The following is a 23175-nucleotide window of genomic DNA, read 5'->3' as shown; positions in this document are numbered from 1 at the left end:
CGTCTCACACCGACGTACCCATGCTCATCAGCGCCGCTGTTGTGGAAGGCGACGTTTTGGCCGTTTTTTGCGGTGCAGATCGGTAAAAAGTGCAGTTTTGTCGTGGAAAAAATCTGTAAGCGACGTCACCGACACTGGATACGACCATCCCTGTACTGGATACGACGCCCCCTGTAGGCGTCAGATTTTCACTGGTACATGATCAGTCTCGACTCGTTTGCACAGTTGCGTGGCAGAGCTGTGCCGCACGCCCAACCGCAACACCTATAAGCGCGGTGTTATTGCCGCCAGAAAAACACCAGGAGTCCACCCCCATGAAAGGTTCCCCGTCGTTGTTGTTGGCCGCCATGCTGAGTCTGCCAGTCCTGGCTCACGCTGCAGAACCGGCGCAATGCCAGACCGTCAACTTCTCCGATGTCGGCTGGACCGACATCACCGTCACCACCGCCACCACCAGCGAAGTCCTCAAGGGCCTCGGCTACAAACCCCGCACCACGATGATTTCCGTCCCGGTGACCTACAAGTCCCTGGCCGACGGCAAGAACATGGACATCTTCCTCGGCAACTGGATGCCGACCATGGAAAACGACATCAAGCAGTACCGTGATGCCGGCACCGTGGAAACCGTGCGCGCCAACCTGGAAAACGCCAAGTACACCCTGGCCGTGCCGGAAGCGCTGTACAACAAGGGCCTGAAAGACTTCGCCGACATCGTCAAATTCAAGGACGAACTGGGCGGCAAGATCTACGGGATCGAGCCGGGCAACGACGGTAACCGCACCATCCAGACCCTTATCGACAAAGACGCCTTCGGCCTGAAAACCGCAGGCTTCAAAGTGGTCGAATCCAGCGAAGCCGGGATGCTCTCGCAGGTGGAACGCGCCACCAAACGCGACCAGGCCATCGTGTTCCTCGGCTGGGAACCGCACCCGATGAACACCCGCTTCAAGATGAAGTACCTGACCGGGGGTGATGATTCATTCGGCCCCAACTACGGCCAGGCCACCATCTACACCAACGTTCGCAAGGGCTACACCCAGGAATGCAGCAACGTGGGCCAGCTGCTGAAAAACCTGTCGTTCACCCTGAACATGGAAAGCACCCTGATGGGTAACGTCCTGGACGACAAAATGAAGCCTGACGCAGCCGCCAAGGCGTGGCTGAAGAAGAACCCGCAAGTGCTCGACACCTGGCTGGCCGGTGTGACCACTGTCGATGGCAAACCAGGACTGGAGGCCGTCAAAGCTTACCTCGCCAAGTAACCGCTGACCCCGGGCCGGTACGCTGGCCCGGGATGTTTTTCCTCTTCGCATGTGGACATTCACTACCATGCTGACTGAACATAAAATCCCGCTAGGCCAGTACATCGCTGCCTTCGTTGAATGGTTGACCCAACACGGGGCCGCCTACTTCGACGCAATCGCATCGACCCTGGAAACGATGATCCACGGCGTGACGTTCGCGCTGACCTGGTTCAATCCGCTGGCATTGATCGGTCTGATTGCGCTGCTCGCTCATTTCATTCAACGCAAATGGGGCCTGACCGTTTTTGTCATCGCCTCCTTCCTGCTGATCCTGAACCTGGGGTACTGGCAGGAAACCATGGAGACCCTGGCGCAGGTGCTGTTCGCCACCCTGGTCTGCGTGGTGATCGGCGTGCCGCTGGGCATTGTTGCCGCGCACAAACCGATGTTCTACACCCTGATGCGGCCGGTGCTCGATCTGATGCAGACCGTACCGACCTTCGTCTACCTCATCCCTACCCTGACCCTCTTCGGGCTGGGTGTGGTGCCCGGGCTGATTTCCACGGTGGTGTTTGCGATTGCCGCGCCTATCCGTCTGACTTACCTGGGTATCCGTGATGTGCCGCAAGAGTTGATGGACGCCGGCAAGGCCTTTGGCTGCTCGCGCCGTCAGTTGCTCTCGCGGATCGAACTGCCCCACGCCATGCCGAGCATCGCCGCCGGCATTACCCAATGCATCATGCTGTCGTTGTCGATGGTGGTGATCGCGGCCCTGGTGGGCGCCGACGGCCTCGGCAAACCGGTGGTCAACGCGCTGAACACCGCTGATATCGCCCTGGGCTTTGAAGCAGGCCTGGCGATCGTATTGCTGGCCATCATGCTCGACCGCATCTGCAAACAACCCGACGCCAAAGTAGGGGGTGATGCATGAGCATTATCCGATTCGAAAATGTCGACGTGATCTTTTCCAAAGACCCGCGTGAGGCGCTCAAGCTGCTGGACCAGGGCATGACGCGCAACGAGATCCTGAAAAAGACCGGGCAGATTGTCGGCGTTGAAAACGCCAGCCTGGATGTGGAGAAAGGCGAGATCTGCGTGCTGATGGGCCTCTCCGGTTCGGGCAAGTCGAGCCTGCTGCGCTGCATCAACGGCTTGAACACGGTCAGCCGCGGCAAGCTGTTTGTGGAGCATGAAGGTCGGCAGATCGACATCGCTTCCTGCACCCCCGCCGAGCTGAAAATGATGCGCACCCAGCGCATCGCCATGGTGTTCCAGAAGTTCGCCCTGATGCCCTGGCTGACGGTGCGCGAAAACATCAGCTTCGGCCTGGAGATGCAGGGCCGGCCCGAGAAAGAACGGCGCAAGCTGGTGGACGACAAGCTGGAACTGGTGGGCCTGTCGCAGTGGCGCAACAAGAAGCCCGACGAGCTTTCCGGCGGCATGCAGCAGCGTGTCGGCCTGGCCCGCGCCCTGGCGATGGACGCCGATATCCTGCTGATGGACGAACCCTTCTCCGCACTCGACCCGCTGATCCGCCAGGGCTTGCAGGATGAGCTGCTGGAGCTGCAACGCAAGCTGAGCAAGACCATCGTATTTGTAAGCCACGACCTGGATGAGGCGCTGAAGCTCGGCAGCCGCATTGCGATCATGAAAGACGGCCGGATCATCCAGTACAGCGTGCCGGAAGAGATCGTGCTGAACCCGGCGGACGACTATGTGCGCACCTTCGTGGCCCACACCAACCCGCTGAATGTGCTGTGTGGCCGCAGCCTGATGCGCACGGTGGACAACTGCACCCGCGTCAACGGCTCCATCAGCCTCGACCCGGGCGGCGACTCGTGGCTGGACCTGGCCGAAGGCAACGTGATCAAGGGCGCACGGCAGAACGGTACACCGTTGAACCTGCAGAACTGGGTTCCGGGGCAATCGGTGGAAGGTTTGGGGCGGATGCCGACGTTGGTGGATTCCAATATCGGGATGCGTGAGGCGTTGCAGATTCGCTATCAGACCGGCAACAAGCTGGTGCTGCAGGACAACGACAAGGTGGTGGGGATACTGGGTGACAGCGAGCTCTACCATGCCCTCCTGGGCAAGAACCTGGGGTAAATCCTCCTGAAGGAACGGGGTCAATGTGGGAGCTGGCTTGCCGGCGATAGCTGCAGTGAATTCACCACTGCAATCGCAGGCAAGCCAGCTCCCACATTTGACCCCATTCCAACCTTGGAACAGCGGCGCCAGTGAAGGCGCCGCTCGGCTCATCCATCAGCTATAGACACGGCCAAGGAGCTGCCGATGGCTTTCAAACTGATCGAGCACGTCCCGGGTGATCTGTTCCTGGGCAAAGCCCATCAGATCGTATTCCTGAGGCCCGTTGTGCAGGTAAACCTCGGCGCGGTAGTAGCGCGTGCGCTCTTCCTCGGGCAAATCGTTCGGTGCCGACGAATAAGCATCCAGGCTCACCTCGTAGACAAACGGATTACCCTCTTCCATCTCGATGCGCACACCAATGCAGCGCTTGGATTTGCCCAGCAGGGTTTGCACTTCCAGGCCCTGGTCACGCAACGCAGTCGCCGCTTCTTCCAGCGCCGGCGTGACATGTTTGTCCATAAAGCGCTGCACGGTACCCTGGCTCGGTTGCAGGTCCAGGGCGGTCAGGCGCTCGCTGAAACCACGACGGCCACGCTCGGCCAGTTGCGCCTGCTCAAGCTCAATCGCCACGTCCTGGCGCATCGCCTTGTGCAGACCGAACATGAAGAAAACCAGCACCACCGAGAACGGCAAACCTGCCAGCACCACCATGGTTTGCATGGCTTCGAAGTTACCGGCGAACAACAGCCCAATGGTCACCAGGGTGATCACCGCCGACCAGAAAATCCGCAGCCAGTGCGGCGCATCTTCGTCAACGTTGCCGCCCTTGCAGGAAAGGTTCGCCATCATCACCGCGCCGGAATCCGCCGGGGTCAGGAACAGTACGAAGCCCACAAAGATCGACACACCGATCACGATCTTCGACGCCGGGTAATGCTCAAGCAGTTGGTAGATCGCCATGGACGGCTGTTCCAGCGCCGTCTTGCCCAACTCCACCGCACCATGGTTAACCACCAGGTCCAGGGCCGAGTTGCCGAAGATCGACAGCCACGCCAGGGTGAAGCCCAGCGGGATCAGCAGCACGCCGGCCACCAGTTCACGCACCGTGCGACCACGGGAAATACGCGCGATGAACATGCCCACGAATGGCGCCCAGGAAATCCACCAGGCCCAGTAGAACAGGGTCCACAGGCCCATCCAGCGCTCGGTCTTGTCGGCGTCGCCTTCGTACACATAGAGGTCGAAGGTTTTCAGCACGATGCCGTTCATGTAGTCGCCGATATTCTGCACGAAGCCGTTGAGCAAGTGCAGGGTCGGGCCAAACAGCAGCACGAAAATCAGCAGGCCGCTGAACAGCACGATGTTCAGGTTGGACAGGCGGCGAATGCCGTTCTCCACACCCGACACGGCAGCGATGGTCGCCACGGTGCTCATCACGATGATCACGATCAGCAGGTTGGTGTTGCTGTGCTGCATGCCGAACAGGTTTTCCAACCCGGACGACACCTGCATCGAACCAATCCCCAGGTTCGTCACCAGGCCCAGCAGGGTCACGAACATGCCAAAGCCGTCCACTGCGTGACCGGCCGCGCCTTTCACCCAGCGCTCGCCCACCAGCGGGTACAACGCCGAGCGCAAGGCCAGCGGCTGGTTATGACGGTAGGCAAAGTACGCCACGGCCAGGCCGACCAGTGCGTAGATCGCCCAGCCGTGCAGGCCCCAGTGCAGGAACGTCAGCTGCAACGCCTGGCGTGCGGCTTCGCCGGTGGCCGACGCGCCTTCAGGCGGGTTGAAGTAGTGGTCCAGCGGCTCGGAAGCGCCGAAGTACAGCAGCGAGATGCCGATGCCCGACGAGAAGAGCATGCCGGCCCACGCGCCGTAGCTGAAGTCCGGGGTGTCGTCCTTGCTGCCCAGTTTCAATTTACCGTAGGACGAAAACGCCAGGCCCACCACAAACACCAGGTAGGCGGCGATCACGACCATGTAGTACCAGCCAAAGCTTTTCGACAACCAGGCTTGGGCCACACCGAGCATCCTGCCGGCTTCCTGCGGGGCGATGATCAGAATCGCGGTCAACAACAGAATCAGCGCGGTGGAGGTGTAGAACACCCAACCGTTGACCCGCACCTTTTCTGGCGGGGTCTTTATAAGAGAGGCAGAACTCATGGCACAGATGCTCCGGGCAGTGCAGAGAAACACAAGGCAACGCATGACCCGAGCCATCGATTTTTCGGCAGTCGACGGACGGGTGTATAAAGACACCCCGAAAAACCATGAACCCACGGCGAACCGCTGTGCCGGGCTGTTTCATGGGTTTTCCCGATGTCAGGTGGCGCCACATACACGTAGGAAATACCTGTAGGCAGCGACCATTTGTCGCAGATCTTATTCTTTGTTGATTGAACGTTCAATCAAAACAAAATAGACTGGCCCACAAGCCGACGGACGTTTATCGCCCGTTGGCAGGCCTAAGGAGAGGTGCACGATGCCCAAGGTCGGTATGCAACCCATACGCCGCCAGCAGTTGATCGAAGCCACATTGACTGCGGTCGATCAGGTCGGAATGGGGGATGCCAGCATTGCGCTGATCGCCCGTCTGGCCGGTGTCTCGAATGGCATCATCAGTCACTATTTTCAGGACAAGAATGGCCTGATCGCCGCCACGATGCGGTACCTGATGAACGTCCTGATCGAGAACGTCACCGAGCGCCGGTTGGCGCTGAAAGATGACAGCCCGCGGGCCCATCTTCAGGTGATCATCGAAGGCAACTTCGACGCCAGCCAGGTCAACGGCCCGGCGATGAAAACCTGGCTGGCCTTCTGGGCCACTAGCATGCACCACCCGTCATTGCACAGGTTGCAGCGGATCAACGATCACCGCCTGTATTCCAACCTGTGCTGCCAGTTCCGCCGCGCGCTGCCGCTGTCCGATGCACGCAGCGCAGCCCGAGGCCTGGCGGCCCTGATCGACGGTTTGTGGTTGCGCGGCGCCCTGTCGGGAGACGCTTTCGACACGGAGCAGGCGCAACGGATCGCTTACGAATACATGGATTTCCAATTGGCCAAGCAGGTGAGTTAGAGCACACATAGACGCTCAACTCCCGAACCGCGCCAACCACTTATGCACTTGCGAGGACTTTATGGCCCGTTTCGAACTGCAAAAACTCTACATTGACGGCGGCTACTCCGACGCTGGCAGCGATGCCACTTTCGAAGCCATCAACCCGGCTAACGGTGAAGTTCTCGCCAACGTGCAACGCGCCACTAAAGAAGACGTCGAGCGCGCTGTGGTCAGCGCCGAAAAGGGCCAGAAAATCTGGGCCGCCATGACCGCCATGGAGCGTTCGCGCATCCTGCGTCGCGCCGTCGATATCCTGCGTGAGCGCAACGACGAACTGGCCGCCCTGGAAACCCTGGACACCGGCAAGCCGTACTCCGAAACCCAATACGTCGACATCGTCACCGGCGCCGACGTGCTGGAATACTACGCAGGCCTGGTGCCCGCCATCGAAGGCGAGCAGATTCCGCTGCGTGACACATCGTTCGTCTACACCCGTCGCGAGCCACTGGGCGTGGTAGCCGGTATCGGCGCGTGGAACTACCCGATCCAGATCGCCCTGTGGAAATCCGCCCCGGCCCTGGCCGCCGGTAACGCGATGATCTTCAAGCCAAGCGAAGTCACCTCGCTGACCACCCTGAAACTGGCTGAAATCTACACCGCCGCCGGCGTTCCGGATGGCGTGTTCAACGTGCTGACCGGCAGCGGCCGTGAAGTCGGCACCTGGCTGACCGAACACCCGCGCATCGAGAAAGTCTCCTTCACCGGCGGCACCGACACCGGCAAGAAAGTCATGGCCAGCGCTTCGAGCTCGTCGCTCAAGGAAGTCACCATGGAACTGGGCGGCAAATCCCCGCTGATCATTTTCGACGACGCCGACCTCGACCGCGCCGCTGACATCGCGATGATGGCCAACTTCTACAGCTCGGGCCAGGTCTGCACCAACGGCACGCGCGTGTTTGTTCCGACCGCCCTCAAAGGCGCGTTCGAAGCCAAGATCGCCGAGCGTGTTGCGCGCATCCGCATCGGCAACCCGGAAGATGCCAACACCAACTTTGGCCCGCTGGTCAGCTTTGCCCACATGGAAAGCGTGCTGGGCTACATCGCCAAAGGCAAAGAAGAAGGCGCACGCGTCCTGTGCGGCGGCGACCGCCTGACCGACGGCGAATACGCCAAGGGTGCCTACGTTGCACCGACCGTGTTCACCGACTGCACCGACGACATGACCATCGTCCGTGAAGAAATCTTCGGCCCGGTGATGAGCATCCTCACCTACGACACCGAAGAAGAAGTGATCCGCCGCGCCAACGACACCGACTTCGGCCTGGCCGCTGGTTTGGTGACCCGCGACCTGAACCGCGCTCACCGCGTGATTCATCAGTTGGAAGCCGGTATCTGCTGGATCAACGCCTGGGGCGAGTCCGACGCGAAGATGCCGGTGGGTGGCTACAAGCAGTCGGGTGTTGGCCGTGAAAACGGGATCAGCTCGCTGAACAACTTCACCCGCATCAAATCGGTACAGGTTGAGCTGGGCGACTACGCCTCGGTGTTCTAAAACCTGATTGAGCCTGGCATGGCCCATGTGGCGAGGGAGCTTGCTCCCGTCGGGCTGCGAAGCAGCCCCATGCCAGGTACCGCAGTTCTTTCAGACAGAACTCGAGCGCTGACTTTGCGACTGCTGCGCAGTCGAACGGGAGCAAGCTCCCTCGCCACAAAAGCAGCCTGAACCAACTTTCACGAGGGTGCATTCAATGTCCCAAGAATACGACTACATCATTGTGGGTGCCGGCTCCGCCGGTAACACCCTGGCGACCCGTCTGACCGAAGACGAAGGCGTCACCGTTTTGCTGCTGGAAGCCGGCGGCCCGGACTACCGTCTGGATTTCCGTACCCAGATGCCCGCCGCCCTGGCGTTCCCGCTGCAAGGCCGTCGCTACAACTGGGCCTACGAAACCGATCCAGAGCCACACATGGACGGCCGCCGGATGGAATGCGGTCGCGGCAAGGGCCTCGGCGGTTCCTCGCTGATCAACGGCATGTGCTACATCCGCGGCAACGCGATGGACTACGACAACTGGTCGAAACTCCCGGGCCTGGAAAACTGGACCTACCTCGACTGCCTGCCGTATTTCCGTAAAGCCGAAACCCGCGACATCGGCCCGAACGACTATCACGGTGGCGAAGGCCCGGTCAGCGTGACCACGCCCAAGGCCGGCAACAACCCGCTGTTCCACGCGATGGTTGAAGCAGGCGTACAGGCCGGCTACCCGCGTACCGAAGACTTGAACGGCTACCAGCAGGAAGGCTTCGGCCCGATGGACCGTACCGTGACGCCAAACGGCCGTCGCGCCAGCACCGCTCGCGGTTACCTGGACACGGCCAAGAAGCGCTCGACGCTGACCATCGTCACCCACGCGCTGACCGACAAGGTACTGTTCGAAGGCAAGCGCGCCGTTGGCGTGCGCTACCTGATCGGCGCCGCCGAAGAGCGCGTTGAAGCCCGCGCCCGCAAGGAAGTCCTGGTGTGCAGCGGCGCAATCGCTTCGCCGCAACTGCTGCAACGCTCCGGCGTCGGCCCGGCGAAACTGCTGGAAAGCCTCGATATCCCGGTGGTCCACGACCTGCCGGGCGTCGGCGAAAACCTGCAGGATCACCTCGAGCTGTATCTGCAATACGCCTGCACCCAACCGGTGTCGCTGTACCCGTCGCTGCTCTGGTACAACCAGCCGGCCATTGGTGCCGAGTGGCTGTTCAACGGCACCGGCATCGGCGCCAGCAACCAGTTCGAAGCGGGCGGTTTCATCCGTACCCGTGAAGAATTCGATTGGCCGAACATCCAGTACCACTTCCTGCCGGTAGCGATTAACTACAATGGCAGCAACGGTGTGAAAGAGCACGGTTTCCAGGCGCACATGGGCTCCATGCGTTCGCCGAGCCGTGGCCGCGTGCAGCTGAAGTCGAAGAACCCGCGGGAATACCCGAGCATCCTCTTCAACTACATGGCCACCGAACAGGACTGGCAGGAATTCCGCGACGGCATCCGCCTGACCCGTGAAATCATGCAACAGCCGGCACTGGATCAATACCGTGGCCGCGAAATCAGCCCGGGCATCGACGTGCAGACCGACGAGCAACTGGATAAATTTATCCGCGAGCACGCCGAGACCGCGTTCCACCCGTCCTGCTCGTGCAAGATGGGCACCGACGAGATGGCCGTGGTTGACGCTGAAGGCCGTGTGCATGGCATGCAGGGTTTGCGCGTGGTTGATGCCTCGATCATGCCGATCATCACCACCGGTAACCTGAACGCGCCGACGATCATGATCGCCGAGAAAATCGCCGACAAGATCCGTGGCCGCAAGCCACTGCCGCGCAGCACGGCGGACTACTACGTAGCGGGCGACGCGCCGGTGCGTGGCAAGCCGATGCGTGAAGTGGGTCCTACCGCGCAGTAACCGATACACCGAGGTGCCTGCATCGCAGGCAAGCCAGCTCCCACATTTGACTGTATTCACAAACCAAAAATGTGGGAGCGGGCTTGCCCGCGATGAGGCCCTGTCTGACACCGCAAGACCTCCCGCCTGCCTACACTTTCCTTGATCCGCTCCCCGCCCCAGGCCTACTCTGTTTGCCTGCCCGCGCCGAGCCGCCCACAAGGAAGGCCCCATGTTCGACCACCACGCCACACTCAAAAAGCAGTTCAGTGCCCTGCGCACCACCGCCGAATTCTTTTCCCTGCGCTATGTCCGCGAGTCCGGCCAGTACCTGTCGGTACGCAAGAATGTCGCCGAGCCGCCCAGCCTGAGCCAGGACGAAGGCGTGATGCTCACCGTGCGCCTCAACGGCGTCGAAGCCTACGCCGCCACCCACGATATTTCCCTGGCCGGCCTGCAAGCCGCCCTTGAGCGCGCCGAACAGCAAGCTCGGCGGATCTTGCCCCACGCCCTGCTCGACCTGCGGGACCAGCCGGTGTCCAGCGACATCGCCGACTACCTGTCGCCGAACCTCGACCAACCCTTCCCGTCCCTGAGCGATTGCTACCAACTGCTCGGCGCCGAATCCGCCGCCGTGCCCAAGGACGAGCGCCTGGTGAACTGGGAAGTGAGCCTGGGCATCACCCACGTCGAACAGATCTACCTCAACAGCGCCGGCGCCGAACTGCGCCAGGCCCAGCGTTTTGTATTCCCCGGCGTCAACGTCACCGCCTACGACGGCAACGACAGCCAGACCCGCACCCTGGGCGGCACCAACTTCGGTCAGCAAGGCGGCTTTGACGTGATCAGCCGCTTCGGCCTGGTGGGCGCGGCCCCGAAAGTCGCCGACAGCGCGCTGCAATTGCTGTTGGCACCCAACACGCCCAACGGCCAGCGCGACCTGCTGCTGATGCCCGACCAGATGATCCTGCAGATCCACGAATCCATCGGCCACCCGCTGGAACTGGACCGCATCCTGGGCGACGAGCGCAATTACGCCGGCACCAGCTTCGTCAAAGCCAGCGACTTCGGCCACCTGCAATACGGCTCCAGCCTGCTCAACGTGACCTTCGACCCGGACATTCCCGAGCAGCTTGCCAGCTACGGCCATGACGACGACGGCACCAAGGCCACCAAGCAGTTCCTGATTCGCGAAGGCCTGTTGCTCAAACCGTTGGGCGGAGCACTGTCGCAATATCGCTCCGGTATGCAAGGCGTGGCCAACAGCCGCGCCTGCAGCTGGAACCGCGCGCCGATCGACCGCATGGCCAACCTCAACATCGAGCCCGGCGACCAGAGCATGGCGCAGCTGATTGGCGGTATCGAGAACGGCATCCTGATGTCCACCAATCGGTCCTGGTCGATTGACGATGCGCGCAACAAATTCCAGTTCGGCTGCGAGTGGGGCCAGTTGATTGAAAACGGCGAGCTCAAAGGCGTGGTGAAGAACCCCAACTACCGCGCCATTTCTGCGCAGTTCTGGCGCAACCTCAGCGCCGTGGGCGATGCCGGTACCTCGCGGGTCCTGGGCACGCCAAACTGCGGCAAGGGCGAACCCAACCAGGTGATCCGCGTCGGCCATGCATCGCCGGCCTGCGTATTCAGCAACATTGATGTATTTGGAGGAGACGCCTGATGCACACATTCAAGGCGCTGGTGGATTGGCTCAAGCAGGCCATCACCGAGACAGAACAATTCCACCTCGGTTACGCGGCAGAGTCGTCCGAGTTCGTGCGTTTCAATCACGGCAAAGTACGCCAGGCCGGCCAGGTGCAGCAGGCCAGCGTGAACCTCAAGCTGATTGACGGCGGGCGCCATGCCGACCTCGGCATCACCCTGGCGGGCGAGCCGGAGCTGGACCGCCAGCGCCTGGCCGCCGGCCTGCAACAACTGCGCGAGACCTTGCCGTTGCTGCCCCAGGATCCGTACCTGCTGCTCAATCACAACGCCTGGCAAAACAAGGACCAGCAGGACCGACCGCTGCCGGACCTGGCCCAGGTGCTGGAAGCAATCAGCCAGGCCGCCGAAGGTGTGGACATGGTCGGCTTCTACGCTGCCGGCCCTATCAGCCGTGGCTTTGCCAGTTCGTCAGGCGCCTTCGGTTGGCACCAGGCCAACAGCTTCAATTTCGACTTCAGCCTGTTCCACGCCAACGGCGAAGCGGTAAAAGCCAGCTACGCCGGTAACGAGTGGGACAGCGCGGCCTTCGCCCAGCGTTTCCAGCAGGCCCGCGAGCAACTGGAATTCCTCGGCCGCCCGCTGCACCCGCTGGCACCCGGGCAATACCGCGCCTACCTGGCGCCGGCGGCCATGGAAGAGATCATCAGCATGCTCACCTGGGGCGGGTTTTCCGCACAGGCCATCGCCAGCAAGGGCAGCCCGCTGCAGCGCCTGTATGCCGGCGATCAAGCGTTGAGCCCGCTGGTGACGGTGGACGAACAGGTCAGTGGCTCCCTGAGTTCGGCATTTTCCCGTGACGGTTATCCGCGCAGTGACGTGAAGCTGATCAGCGGCGGCAAGGCCGAAGGCCAACTGGTGAATTCCCGCAGCGCCGCCGAATACGGCTTAAGCACCAACGGCGCCAGCAGCGATGAATCCCCAAGCGCGTTGCAGATGGCGGCCGGCAACCTGGCCCAGGCCGATATCCTCAAGCAGTTGGGCACCGGCCTGTACATCAGCAACCTGTGGTACCTGAACTACTCCGACCAGCCCGCCGCGCGCCTGACGGGCATGACCCGCTTCGCCACGTTCTGGGTCGAAGACGGCGAGATCAAGGCACCGGTGAGCACCATGCGTTTTGATGACAGCGTGTACAGCCTGCTGGGTTCGCAGTTGGAGGCATTGACCGCTGATCGGGAATTGCTGTTGTCGGCGAGTACGTATAGCCAGCGCAATACCTCGTCCAACCTATTACCGGGCGCCTTGGTAAAACGGCTGACCCTGACCCTTTAACTCATACGTAGCAGCTGTCGAGCGCAAGCGAGGCTGCGTCCGCGGTGTATCAGACACACCGCGGACGCAGCCTCGCTTGCGCTCGACAGCTGCTACGCACGACGCCTCCTACAGCTGAATCCATTCTCCACCTGCGATCCCTCTCTTCCTGCGCCACCCCGTTGTGGCCCATCAAAAACCTCGTTATAAAGGTTGGTGGCACCTAGCCACGTCCGCGCGGTAAAAAAACTCAAACAACACCCCGCCGTCCTCAACCCACTTGCACGCAAGTGATGCATGACCTTGCCCGGGATAGGGCAAGCTGGAGCGTTGACATGAACCATGGAAGTTTTGTCATTGAGAAGCTGTTCAAGCACTACAACGTTCACGTAGAGCAGCTTGGTAACAACCCAGAGAAAAAAACCGTGCTGTTGGTCAATGGCGCGCTGTCCACCACCCGCTCGTTCGCGCGCACCAGCAAGTGCCTGTCGGAGCACTTCAATGTGCTGATGTTCGACCTGCCGTTCTCCGGCTATTCGCGCCCGTACAACACCGACCTGGACCTTGTGACCAAGGACGATGAAGTGCAGATCCTGCGGGCACTGGTGGAGCGCTTTCAGGTCAACCACCTGGTATCTGCCTCGTGGGGCGGGATTTCCACGCTGCTGACCCTGGCCCATAACCCGCCGTCCATTGAAAGCTCGGTGGTGATGGCGCTGGCGCCCAACCTCAACCAGGCCATGCTCGAATACGTAGAACGGGTGCGCGTGCTGATCGAGGCCGATGACAAATCCGCCGTCGGCCATCTGCTGAATGAAACCGTGGGCAAATACCTGTCGCCCCGGCTCAAGCGCAACAACCACCGGCACCTGTCGACCATGGCCACCACCGAGTATCGCCAGGCACGCTTCCATATCCACCAGGTGCTGGCCCTCGGTGACGGCAACTACCTGCCGCAACTGAGCCAGATCGAAACCCCGGTGCACTTCCTCAACGGCGTACTGGACGAGTACACCCCGGCAGATGAAGCCCAACTGTTCAAAAAATACGTGGGCCGCAGCAGCTTCGCCACCGCCGAACACACCGGCCATTTGCTCGACCTGGAATCCCGCGAAGCGGCCCTGGCAGTGCACCGGGCGCTGCTCGACTTCCTGGTGGGGAAAGACGTGGCGTTGTCGGATATAGACGAAGCGCCAGTGGGAAAAGGAGCTGCCGATGGCGCATAATCGCCGACACATAGGCTGCTAACAAAAAAAGGTAACTCATGCCGAATCGCACCCCTCTCGATGCCAAGACCGCCCGCTGGCTACCCTGGGTGGTAGCGATTGCCTTCTTCATGCAGTCGCTGGATGGGACGATTCTCAACACTGCATTGCCGGCCATGGCCCGAGACCTGGCGGAGAACCCCTTGCGCATGCAAGGCGTGGTGATCGCCTACATGTTGACGGTGGCCTTGCTGATTCCCGCCTCGGGCTGGGTGGCCGATCGCTTCGGCACCAAGAAGATTTTCTTCGGCGCGATCATGCTGTTCAGCATCGGCTCATTGCTCTGCGCACTCTCCAGCACGCTGACCATGCTGGTGGGCGCCCGGGTCATCCAGGGCCTGGGCGGCGCCTTGATGTTGCCGGTGGGCAGGCTGGTGGTGCTGCGCGCCTACCCGCGTTCGGAGCTGGTGCGGATCATGGGCTTCATCACCATTCCCGGGCTGCTCGGCCCGTTGCTCGGCCCGACCATGGGCGGCTGGATGGTGCAATACCTGACCTGGCACTGGATCTTCCTGATCAACCTGCCGGTGGGCATCATCGGCTGCTACGCCGTGTGGAAATTCATCCCCGACCTGCGGGGCAGCGAGCGCACGCGGTTCGATGGCGTGGGCTTCCTGCTGTTCGGCGCGGCGATGGTGCTGATCACCATCGCCATGGAGGGCCTGGGCGAATTGCACCTGCCGCACCTGCGCGTGATGTTGCTGCTGTTCGGCGGCCTGGCGTGCCTGGCGGCGTATTGGCTGCGAGCCGGGCATATCGATAACCCGCTGTTCTCGCCGGTGCTGTTCAAGACCCGGACCTTTGCCGTGGGCATCCTCGGCAACCTGTTCGCCCGCCTGGGCAGCGGCGCCCTGCCGTTCCTGGTGCCGCTGCTGTTGCAGGTGGCGCTGGGTTACTCACCGTCGGAAGCCGGGATGAGCATGCTGCCCCTGGCGGCGGCGGCGATGTTTGCCAAGTCCATCGCCCGGCCGCTGATCGAGCGCCTGGGCTACCGCGTAGTGCTCACCGGCAACACCCTGGCGCTGGGCATCATGCTGGCGAGCATGGGCCTGGTCAGCGAACACACGCCCTACCCGTTGCTGCTCGGCATGCTGGCGATCCTGGGGGCGATCAACTCGCTGCAATTTACCGCGATGAACACCGTGACCCTGATCGACCTCGACGACGCCCAAGCGAGCAGTGGCAACAGTTTGCTGTCGGTGGTGGCGCAGTTGTCCCTGAGCCTGGGCGTGGCCTGCGCCGGTGCACTGCTGGGTGGTTTTACCGCCGAAGTGGGCAACGACGGGGTCGACACCGTGCTCGGTGCGTTCCAGCTGACCTTCGTCACTGTAGGCATCATGGCGATGCTGGCGGCGGCGATCTTCCTGCAACTGTCGCCAAAAGACGGCAAACGGGTGGTCAGCCGCGAGCACGACATCGAGCATTAACAGGCTTCTCGTCTAGAACTTGCGGGGAAAATCCTTCGGGACTGGTACACTGCGCGACATTTTGTTTTGCAGAGCCAGTCCCGTGACTACCATCGCCACCGCTTTTAATACTTTGCCCCTGTCCGCCGCCATGCTGGCTAACCTCGACTCGCTGGGTTATGTCGAGATGACGCAGATCCAGGCGCAAAGCTTGCCGGTGATCCTCAAAGGGCTGGACCTGATTGCCCAGGCCAAGACCGGCAGCGGCAAGACCGCCGCCTTCGGTATCGGCCTGTTGAACCCGATCAACCCACGCTACTTCGGCTGCCAGGCTCTGGTGATGTGCCCGACCCGCGAGCTGGCCGACCAGGTCGCCAAGGAAATCCGCCGCCTGGCCCGTGCCGAAGACAACATCAAGGTTCTGACCCTGTGCGGCGGCGTGTCCCTCGGCCCGCAGATCGCTTCCCTGGAACACGGTGCCCACGTCATCGTCGGCACCCCGGGCCGCATCCAGCAGCATTTGCGCAAGGGTTCGCTGGTTCTGGACGGTTTGAACACGCTGATCCTCGATGAAGCCGACCGCATGCTCGACATGGGTTTCTACGACGCCATCGAAGACATCATCAGCAAGACCCCGGCCCGCCGCCAGACCCTGCTGTTCTCGGCCACCTACCCGGTGAGCATCAAGCAGCTGGCCTCGAAATTCATGCGCGCGCCACAACAGGTCAAGGCCGAAGCGTTCCACTCGGACGACCAGATCGAGCAGCGCTTCTACGAGATTTCCCCGGAAGAGCGCATGGACGCGGTGACCAAGGTCCTGGCGCATTTTCGTCCGGCTTCCTGCGTAGCCTTCTGCTTTACCAAGCAGCAAGTGCAGGAAACCGTCGACCACCTGACCGCCAAGGGCATTTCCGCTGTCGGCCTGCATGGCGACCTGGAACAGCGCGACCGTGACCAGGTGCTGGCGATGTTCGCCAACCGCAGTACTTCGGTACTGGTCGCCACCGACGTGGCCGCCCGTGGCTTGGACATTGATGCACTGGACATGGTGATCAACGTCGAACTGGCCCGCGACTCGGAAATCCACATCCACCGCGTGGGCCGTACCGGCCGTGCCGGTGAGACCGGCATCGCTATCAGCCTGGTTGCACCGTCCGAAGCCCACCGCGCCCAGGCCATCGAGCAGTTGCAGAAATCGCCGCTGAACTGGGACCAGTTGGACAACCTCAAGCCTCAGAGCGGCGGCCCGTTGCTGCCGGTGATGAGCACCCTGTGCATTGCCGCTGGCCGTAAAGACAAGGTTCGCCCGGGTGACATCCTTGGCGCATTGACCGGTGACGCCGGGATTCCCGGTGCCCAGGTCGGCAAGATCGCGATCTTTGATTTCCAGGCGTTCGTGGCCGTGGAACGCGGGATCGCCAAGCAGGCGCTGCAGCGTTTGAATGACGGCAAGATCAAAGGCCGTTCGTTGCGCGTGCGCATCCTGTAAAAACACCGCGTTCCTGTTGAAGGAACCGAATCAATGTGGGAGCTGGCTTGCCTGCGATAGCATCAACTCGGTCTGACAGACAGACCGAGTCGGCTGCATCGCAGGCAAGCCAGCTCCCACATTTGATTGCATTTCAGATCAGTATTTTTTTGAGGACATTGCTGTGCGTTCGACCGAAGTTGTGATCATTGGCGCCGGCGCCGCAGGCTTGATGTGCGCGCTGACCGCCGCCGGGCGTGGGCGCAAGGTGATGCTGATCGACCACGCGAACAAGGCCGGCAAAAAAATCCTGATGTCCGGCGGTGGCCGCTGCAATTTCACCAATATGTACACCGAGCCGGCCAACTTCCTGTCCCACAACGCGCACTTCTGCAAGTCCGCCCTGGCCCGCTACACCCAGTGGGATTTCATCGGGCTGGTGGCCAAGCACGGCGTGCCGTACCACGAGAAAAAGCTCGGCCAGCTGTTCTGCGACAACAAGTCCAGCGACATCCTCGGGATGCTGCTGGATGAGTGCATCCAGGTGGGCGTGAGCATGCACCTGGACACCTCGGTGCAGGAGATTGCCAAGGTCGACAGCAGCTATCAGCTGCAAACCACACTGGGGGAATTACGCTGCGAGTCGCTGGTGATCGCCACGGGCGGCCTGTCCATTCCGACCCTGGGCGCCACCGGGTTTGGTTACCAGGTCGCCAAACAGTTCGGCCATGAACTGCTGCCCACCCGCGCCGGGCTGGTGCCGTTCACCATCACCGATCAGCTCAAGGAATTGTGCGGCGAGCTGTCCGGCACGTCCGTGGACTGCCTGGTGAGCTGCAACGACCAGAGCTTTCGCGAGAACATCCTGTTTACCCACCGCGGCCTGAGCGGGCCGGCGATCTTGCAGATTTCCTCGTACTGGGAACCCGGCGACACCGTGGAAATCAACCTGCTGCCCGACCACGACGCCCACGCCTGGCTGCAGGAGCAACAGGTGGAGCGCCCGAACAGCGAGCTGAAAACCCTGCTGGGCGAGATTTTCACCAAGAAGATGGCCAACCTGCTGGCCGAAACCTGGTTCGTTTCCAAGCCGATGAAGCAGTACACCCACGCCGAGATTGCCGACATCGCCGGCAAACTGGGGAGTTGGCAGCTGGTACCGGCGGGCACCGAAGGCTATCGCACCGCCGAGGTCACCCTGGGTGGGGTGGACACGCGGGAAGTTTCGTCCAAGACCATGGAATCCCTGAAAAGCCCCGGTTTGTACTTTATCGGGGAAGTGTTGGATGTGACCGGTCACCTGGGTGGGTTCAACTTCCAGTGGGCGTGGGCTTCCGGGTATGCCGCGGCACAATTTGCCTGATTCAAGGATGTACTCGGTCAAACTGTGGGAGCTGGCTTGCCTGCGATGAGGCCGGCACCTTCAACATCTTGATTGACTGACACACCGCCATCGCAGGCAAGCCAGCTCCCACATTGGTTTGGGGTGTTCTTGAGAGAATGCCTGTAATAAATTTTGCTGTTGGATGTGATCGCCACGCTTGCCGTGGCGTCATTACTGGCTCAATTTAGCGACATCGTCCCGGAAGACCCCAGACTTCATGTCATCGACCTCCTTCAAGCAGTCCATGCGGCGCCTTTGGGCACTGGATAAGTTCAGTTACAGCGTACGGGTATTCATCGCCCTGACCGGCAGCATGGCGCTGTGCTGGTACCAGAATGAAATGGCGCTGCTGATCCCGTTGTTCCTGGGGATTATCGCCAGCGCACTGGCCGAGACCGATGACAACTGGCAAGGCCGCCTCAACGCCCTCGCCGTGACGCTGGTGTGCTTCAGCACCGCCGCGCTGTCCGTCGAACTGCTGTTCCCCTACCCATGGATCTTCGCGATTTTCCTGGCGCTCTCAAGCTTCGGCCTGACCATGCTCGGCGCGCTGGGCGAGCGCTATGGGGCGATTGCTTCGGCCACCCTGATTCTGTCGGTCTACACCATGATCGGCGTGGACCAGCGCGGTGGCGCCGTTACCGACTTCTGGCATGAACCCTTGCTGCTGGTGGCCGGTGCTGCCTGGTACGGCGCGCTCTCGGTGTTGTGGCAGGTATTGTTTTCCAACCAGCCGGTGCAGCAGAGCCTGGCACGGCTGTTTCGCGAGCTGGGGCGTTACCTCAAGCTCAAGTCGTCGCTGTTCGAGCCGATCCGCCAGCTGGATGTGGAAGCGCGGCGCCTGGAACTGGCCCAGCAAAACGGCCGGGTGGTGGCGGCGCTGAACGCCGCCAAGGAAATCATCCTGCACCGCGTCGGCAATGGCCGCCCGGGCTCCAAGGTCAGCCGCTACCTCAAGCTGTACTTCCTGGCCCAGGACATCCACGAACGCGCCAGCTCCTCGCACTACCCTTACAACGCCCTCGCCGAAGCCTTCTTCCACAGCGACGTGCTGTTCCGCTGCCAGCGCCTGCTGCGCCAGCAAGGCAAAGCCTGCCAGACCCTCGCCGAATCGATCCAGCTGCGCCAGCCGTTCGTCTATGACGACAGCTTCGCCGAAGCCCTGGGCGACCTGAATGCCTCCCTGGAACACCTGCGCATCCAGAGCAACCCGGCCTGGCGCGGCCTGCTGCGCTCCCTGCGCGCCCTGGCGGCCAACCTCTCGACCCTGGACCGCCTGCTGGGCGACGCCGCCAACCCCGACAGCCTGGCCGATGCCACCGACAGCAGCCTGCTGGACCGTGCACCGCGCAACCTCAAGGAAATGTGGACACGCCTGCGCACGCAGCTGACGCCGACGTCCTTGCTGTTCCGCCACGCCCTGCGTCTGCCCCTGGCGCTGAGTATCGGCTACTGGATGGTGCACTTGATCCACCCGTCCCAGGGCTACTGGATCATTCTCACCACGCTGTTCGTGTGCCAGCCGAACTACGGCGCCACCCGGCGCAAGCTGGGCCAGCGGATCATCGGCACCGCCATCGGCCTGACCATCGCCTGGGCGCTGTTCGACCTGTTCCCCAACCCGCTGATCCAGTCGATGTTCGCCATCGCCGCCGGCCTGGTGTTCTTTATCAACCGCACCACCCGCTACACCCTGGCGACCGCGGCGATCACGCTGATGGTGCTGTTCTGCTTCAACCAGGTGGGCGACGGCTACGGGCTGTTCCTGCCGCGGCTGTTCGATACCTTGCTGGGCAGCCTGATCGCCGGGCTGGCGGTGTTCCTGTTCCTGCCGGACTGGCAAGGTCGACGCCTGAACAAGGTGCTGGCCAACACCCTGACCTGCAACAGCATCTACCTGCGCCAGATCATGCAGCAGTACGCCGCCGGCAAAAGCGACGACCTGGCTTACCGCCTGGCCCGGCGCAACGCCCACAACGCCGATGCGGCGCTGTCCACCACCCTGGCGAACATGTTGATGGAGCCGGGGCACTTCCGTAAGGAGGCGGACGTGGGGTTCAGGTTCCTGGTGCTGTCACACACGCTGCTCAGCTACCTGTCGGGGCTCGGTGCACACCGGGAAACCCAGCTGCCGGCCGAGATGCGCGAGCACTTGATCGAAGGTGCGGGCAAGACGCTGGCGGCGAGCATCGACGAGATCGCCACGGGGCTGGCCAACAAGCAGCCGATCGCGATCCAGAGTGATGCGGAGGAAGCGTTGGCGGTAGAGCTGGAGCAGATGCCGGATGAGATTGATGAGGGGCAACGGTTGGTGCAGACGCAATTGGCGTTGATCTGCCGGCAGCTGGGGCCGTTGCGCACCTTGGCGGCTCACCTGATCAAAGACACCAGCGAGGCCTGAATCGCTATCGCAGGCAAGCCAGCTCCCACAGTTGACCGAGTTCCACCTTTGAAGTGCGGCCAACTGTGGGAGCCGGGCTTGCCCGCGATGGGGACATTAGCCTCACTACATCCCATGCTGCTTCATCAACCGCGCATAACTGCCATCCGCCTTCATCCTGACAATCTCCCGATCAAACCCGGCAACAATCTCCTCATGCCGGGGATTTTTCAGGCTGACCAGAATGTGCAGGCTGTTTTCGCTCAGCGGCACCGGCAAGAACTCCACCGCATTGCGCACGGTGGCCGATTCCCGAGCCAGGTAGTAGCGGGCAACGAACTCATCCTCCACCGTCAACCGCACCCGCTGCGCCGCCAGCATGCGCACGGCCATGGCGAAGTTATGCACCGGGACTTTCTGCAATTGCGGATCGGCATCGAACGCCGCCGAGTAGGCGTAACCGCGCACCACTGCGATGGGGTAGTCGTGGAGTTGCTGCAGGTTTTGGTACTCGATGGAATCGTCACGGCGCTTCAGAAACAACACCCGGTTGAGCAGATACTCGTCAGAAAACTGCCCCAATTGCGTACGCGCATCGTCGTACCAGGCATTGACCAGCACATCGTACCGCCCATCGCCCACGCCCATCAGCGCCCGGGCCCAAGGCACCTGTTCAAACTCACTGGCGTAGCCGGCGCGGGCCAGGGCGGTGGTCACGATGTCGGTGGCCAACCCGCCATTGACCAGGGTGGAGTCAGTAAACGGCGGCCAGGCATCCGCCACCAGGCGCAAGCGTTCTGCCGCCGCCGTCTGGGCCAGCAACAACAAACCGATCAAAGCAACGGCACGAGAAAATCGCGGCATGCTCAAGTCCTTGGCGGGCATTCTATGGCCTGACCCCGGGGGCAAACCCGAGGATTTAACAGTAGCTCATCAATGAGCCTGCCCTGCAGATTACACAAAGAAGACAGCCGCGAATGCACTGAATGATGGCAAATTGACGCCACTCACAAAAAATCGCAATTTAGACACTCGTCGCCTGCACGCTTACTATCCTGAGCAGACAATTAGCCGAGAGAACACCATGACAGTCGAATGGGTCTGCAAACACCACAGTGACCTGGGCAAGGAGCAGCTCTACGCCATTTTGCGCCTGCGTTCGGAGGTCTTCGTCGTCGAGCAGAAATGCGTGTACCAGGACATCGATGGCCAGGACCTGGACGGTGACACCCATCACCTGATGGCCTGGGATGACGGTCAGTTGCAAGCCTACCTGCGCCTGCTTGACCCTGAATCACAGGGCGGCGATGTGGTGATTGGCCGGGTGATTGTCGCGCCGGGCGCACGGGGCACCGGGCTGGGCCACCAGATGATGGATGAGGCCCTCCGGCAGGCCGAGAAGCAATGGCCTGAGGTGCCGATCTATCTGTCGGCCCAGGCGCATCTGCAGGGTTATTACGGGCGGTACGGGTTTGTGGTGGCGGGTGAGGAGTACCTTGAGGATGACATTCCACATATAGGCATGCGCCGCGCTTAGAACGCCATCGCGGGCAAGCCCGGCTCCCACATAAGCACTCGATCAACTGTGGGAGCCGGGCTTGCCCGCGATGGCGTCGGGACAGGCAACCGGTGTCTCAGGGGTAACCCAACACCTGTTTAATGCTCGCCAGGTTCGCCTCGATCCAGCGCCGATCAATTGCGCCCCAATCACGAATCCGATAGCGCCCGGCATGATTGCGAGCGCCATCTTCCTGTTCAAACTCACACACAATGTCCAGGTCCGCCAACGCCGCAATCGTGTCCTGGGCGGTGCGCCGAGGCATGCCCGTGGCCTCGGTCAGCGCCGGGACGCTGCTGGCCAACTGGCTGTCGATCAGGTACGCCACGTACAGGCGCCGGTAGAAGCTGCTTTTGGTCTTGCTCACATCCATGCTCGATCGCCTTTGAAGGTCAGGGCTTGCCCTGCAGGTCCCGCCAGGTCAGGTACACCCGCAGGTCGAATTCCACCTGATGGTAGCCCGGCAACATGTATTCACAGAGTTTGTAGAACGCCTTGTTGTGGTCCGATTCCTTGAAGTGCGCCAGTTCGTGGACCACGATCATCCGCAGAAACTCCGGCGCGGCTTCCTTGAACAGCGAGGCGATGCGGATTTCTTTCTTCGACTTGAGGTTGCCCCCCTGCACCCGGGAGATGGTGGTGTGCAGGCCAAGGGCGCGGTGGGTCAGGTCCAGGCGGTTATCGAACAACACTTTGTCGATGGCCGGCGCGTTGCGCAGGTGTTCCTGCTTCAGGGCCTGGGCGTAGCTGTACAGGGCTTTGTCGCTCTGCACGCCGTGCCGTTCAGGGTAGCGCTGCGTCAGGTAGTCGCCCAGTTGGTCCTTGGCAATCAACTGGCGCACTTGTTCCTGCAATGCTGCGGGGTAGGCCTGGAGGTATTTCAGCGCGGTCATGGGGTCAACAACGGGTATTTGAATAGG

General features: G+C 61.6%; 18 protein-coding genes. 14 read left to right on the top strand and 4 right to left on the bottom strand.

Annotated features, from left to right (window positions below):
• Positions 1 to 314 precede the first annotated feature (314 nt).
• From HX875_RS10740 to choV, 3 genes are all read left to right on the top strand, one after another.
• Positions 315 to 1262: a choline ABC transporter substrate-binding protein gene (locus tag HX875_RS10740; protein ID WP_017476446.1), complete on the top strand. Its 948-nt coding sequence runs from the start codon at positions 315 to 317 to the stop codon at positions 1260 to 1262.
• Positions 1263 to 1329: 67 nt separating this feature from the next.
• Positions 1330 to 2175, top strand: coding sequence for a choline ABC transporter permease subunit (choW, locus tag HX875_RS10735; RefSeq protein WP_003216909.1), 846 nt, complete (start codon positions 1330 to 1332; stop codon positions 2173 to 2175).
• Entirely contained in the window at positions 2172 to 3350 is a 1179-nt protein-coding gene (choV, locus tag HX875_RS10730; RefSeq protein ID WP_177043170.1) for a choline ABC transporter ATP-binding protein, read from the top strand. The genes choW and choV overlap by 4 nt, the downstream gene beginning before the upstream one ends.
• A gap of 156 nt (positions 3351 to 3506) precedes the next feature.
• Here the strand turns inward: choV and HX875_RS10725 are convergent, their stop codons facing one another.
• Positions 3507 to 5441: a BCCT family transporter gene (locus HX875_RS10725; RefSeq protein ID WP_330213151.1), complete on the bottom strand. Its 1935-nt coding sequence runs from the start codon at positions 5439 to 5441 to the stop codon at positions 3507 to 3509.
• A 376-nt stretch (positions 5442 to 5817) separates the two neighbouring features.
• Between HX875_RS10725 and betI the strand changes: the two genes are divergently transcribed.
• The 10 genes from betI (at position 5818) to yccS (ending at position 20718) form a co-directional block, all read left to right on the top strand.
• Complete coding sequence (gene betI / locus HX875_RS10720) at positions 5818 to 6411, top strand: transcriptional regulator BetI (RefSeq protein ID WP_177043168.1); 594 nt, start codon at positions 5818 to 5820, stop codon at positions 6409 to 6411.
• Positions 6412 to 6472: 61 nt separating this feature from the next.
• Entirely contained in the window at positions 6473 to 7945 is a 1473-nt protein-coding gene (betB, locus tag HX875_RS10715; protein ID WP_177043167.1) for a betaine-aldehyde dehydrogenase, read from the top strand.
• A 196-nt stretch (positions 7946 to 8141) separates the two neighbouring features.
• Positions 8142 to 9845, top strand: a complete 1704-nt coding sequence (gene betA, locus HX875_RS10710) for a choline dehydrogenase (RefSeq protein WP_177043166.1) — start codon at positions 8142 to 8144, stop codon at positions 9843 to 9845.
• 211 nt (positions 9846 to 10056) lie between these two features.
• Complete coding sequence (locus HX875_RS10705) at positions 10057 to 11499, top strand: TldD/PmbA family protein (RefSeq protein ID WP_177043165.1); 1443 nt, start codon at positions 10057 to 10059, stop codon at positions 11497 to 11499.
• Entirely contained in the window at positions 11499 to 12815 is a 1317-nt protein-coding gene (locus tag HX875_RS10700) for a TldD/PmbA family protein (protein ID WP_177043164.1), read from the top strand. Before HX875_RS10705 ends, HX875_RS10700 begins: the two co-directional genes overlap by 1 nt.
• Before the next feature lie 314 nt (positions 12816 to 13129).
• Positions 13130 to 14020: an alpha/beta fold hydrolase gene (locus HX875_RS10695; protein ID WP_177043163.1), complete on the top strand. Its 891-nt coding sequence runs from the start codon at positions 13130 to 13132 to the stop codon at positions 14018 to 14020.
• A gap of 38 nt (positions 14021 to 14058) precedes the next feature.
• Positions 14059 to 15486, top strand: a complete 1428-nt coding sequence (gene mdtD, locus HX875_RS10690) for a multidrug transporter subunit MdtD (RefSeq protein WP_177043162.1) — start codon at positions 14059 to 14061, stop codon at positions 15484 to 15486.
• A gap of 130 nt (positions 15487 to 15616) precedes the next feature.
• On the top strand, positions 15617 to 16954 hold the full coding sequence (gene dbpA / locus HX875_RS10685) for an ATP-dependent RNA helicase DbpA (RefSeq protein ID WP_237151081.1): 1338 nt from the start codon (positions 15617 to 15619) through the stop codon (positions 16952 to 16954).
• 163 nt (positions 16955 to 17117) lie between these two features.
• Positions 17118 to 18296, top strand: coding sequence for an NAD(P)/FAD-dependent oxidoreductase (locus HX875_RS10680; RefSeq protein ID WP_177043161.1), 1179 nt, complete (start codon positions 17118 to 17120; stop codon positions 18294 to 18296).
• A gap of 238 nt (positions 18297 to 18534) precedes the next feature.
• Positions 18535 to 20718 carry a YccS family putative transporter gene (gene yccS, locus HX875_RS10675; protein WP_177043160.1) on the top strand — a complete coding sequence of 728 codons (2184 nt, stop codon included), beginning with the start codon at positions 18535 to 18537 and terminating at the stop codon, positions 20716 to 20718.
• Positions 20719 to 20823: 105 nt separating this feature from the next.
• Here yccS and HX875_RS10670 read toward each other — a convergent pair whose 3' ends face one another.
• Positions 20824 to 21561 carry a substrate-binding periplasmic protein gene (locus HX875_RS10670; protein WP_177043159.1) on the bottom strand — a complete coding sequence of 246 codons (738 nt, stop codon included), beginning with the start codon at positions 21559 to 21561 and terminating at the stop codon, positions 20824 to 20826.
• A 220-nt stretch (positions 21562 to 21781) separates the two neighbouring features.
• Between HX875_RS10670 and HX875_RS10665 the strand changes: the two genes are divergently transcribed.
• Positions 21782 to 22234 carry a GNAT family N-acetyltransferase gene (locus HX875_RS10665; RefSeq protein ID WP_177043158.1) on the top strand — a complete coding sequence of 151 codons (453 nt, stop codon included), beginning with the start codon at positions 21782 to 21784 and terminating at the stop codon, positions 22232 to 22234.
• A gap of 97 nt (positions 22235 to 22331) precedes the next feature.
• Here HX875_RS10665 and HX875_RS10660 read toward each other — a convergent pair whose 3' ends face one another.
• Both HX875_RS10660 and HX875_RS10655 read right to left on the bottom strand, forming a co-directional pair.
• Positions 22332 to 22628 (bottom strand): winged helix-turn-helix domain-containing protein, encoded by a 297-nt coding sequence (locus tag HX875_RS10660; RefSeq protein ID WP_177043157.1) that lies wholly within the window; start codon positions 22626 to 22628, stop codon positions 22332 to 22334.
• A gap of 19 nt (positions 22629 to 22647) precedes the next feature.
• Positions 22648 to 23148: a M48 metallopeptidase family protein gene (locus tag HX875_RS10655; protein WP_010167569.1), complete on the bottom strand. Its 501-nt coding sequence runs from the start codon at positions 23146 to 23148 to the stop codon at positions 22648 to 22650.
• Positions 23149 to 23175: the final 27 nt, after the last annotated feature.

It is taken from the genome of Pseudomonas yamanorum (genome assembly GCF_013386765.1).
GTDB lineage: Bacteria > Pseudomonadota > Gammaproteobacteria > Pseudomonadales > Pseudomonadaceae > Aquipseudomonas > Aquipseudomonas yamanorum_A.
Note: the sequence above shows the minus strand (reverse complement) of the source record. Positions and strands in the feature narration are given on the sequence as shown.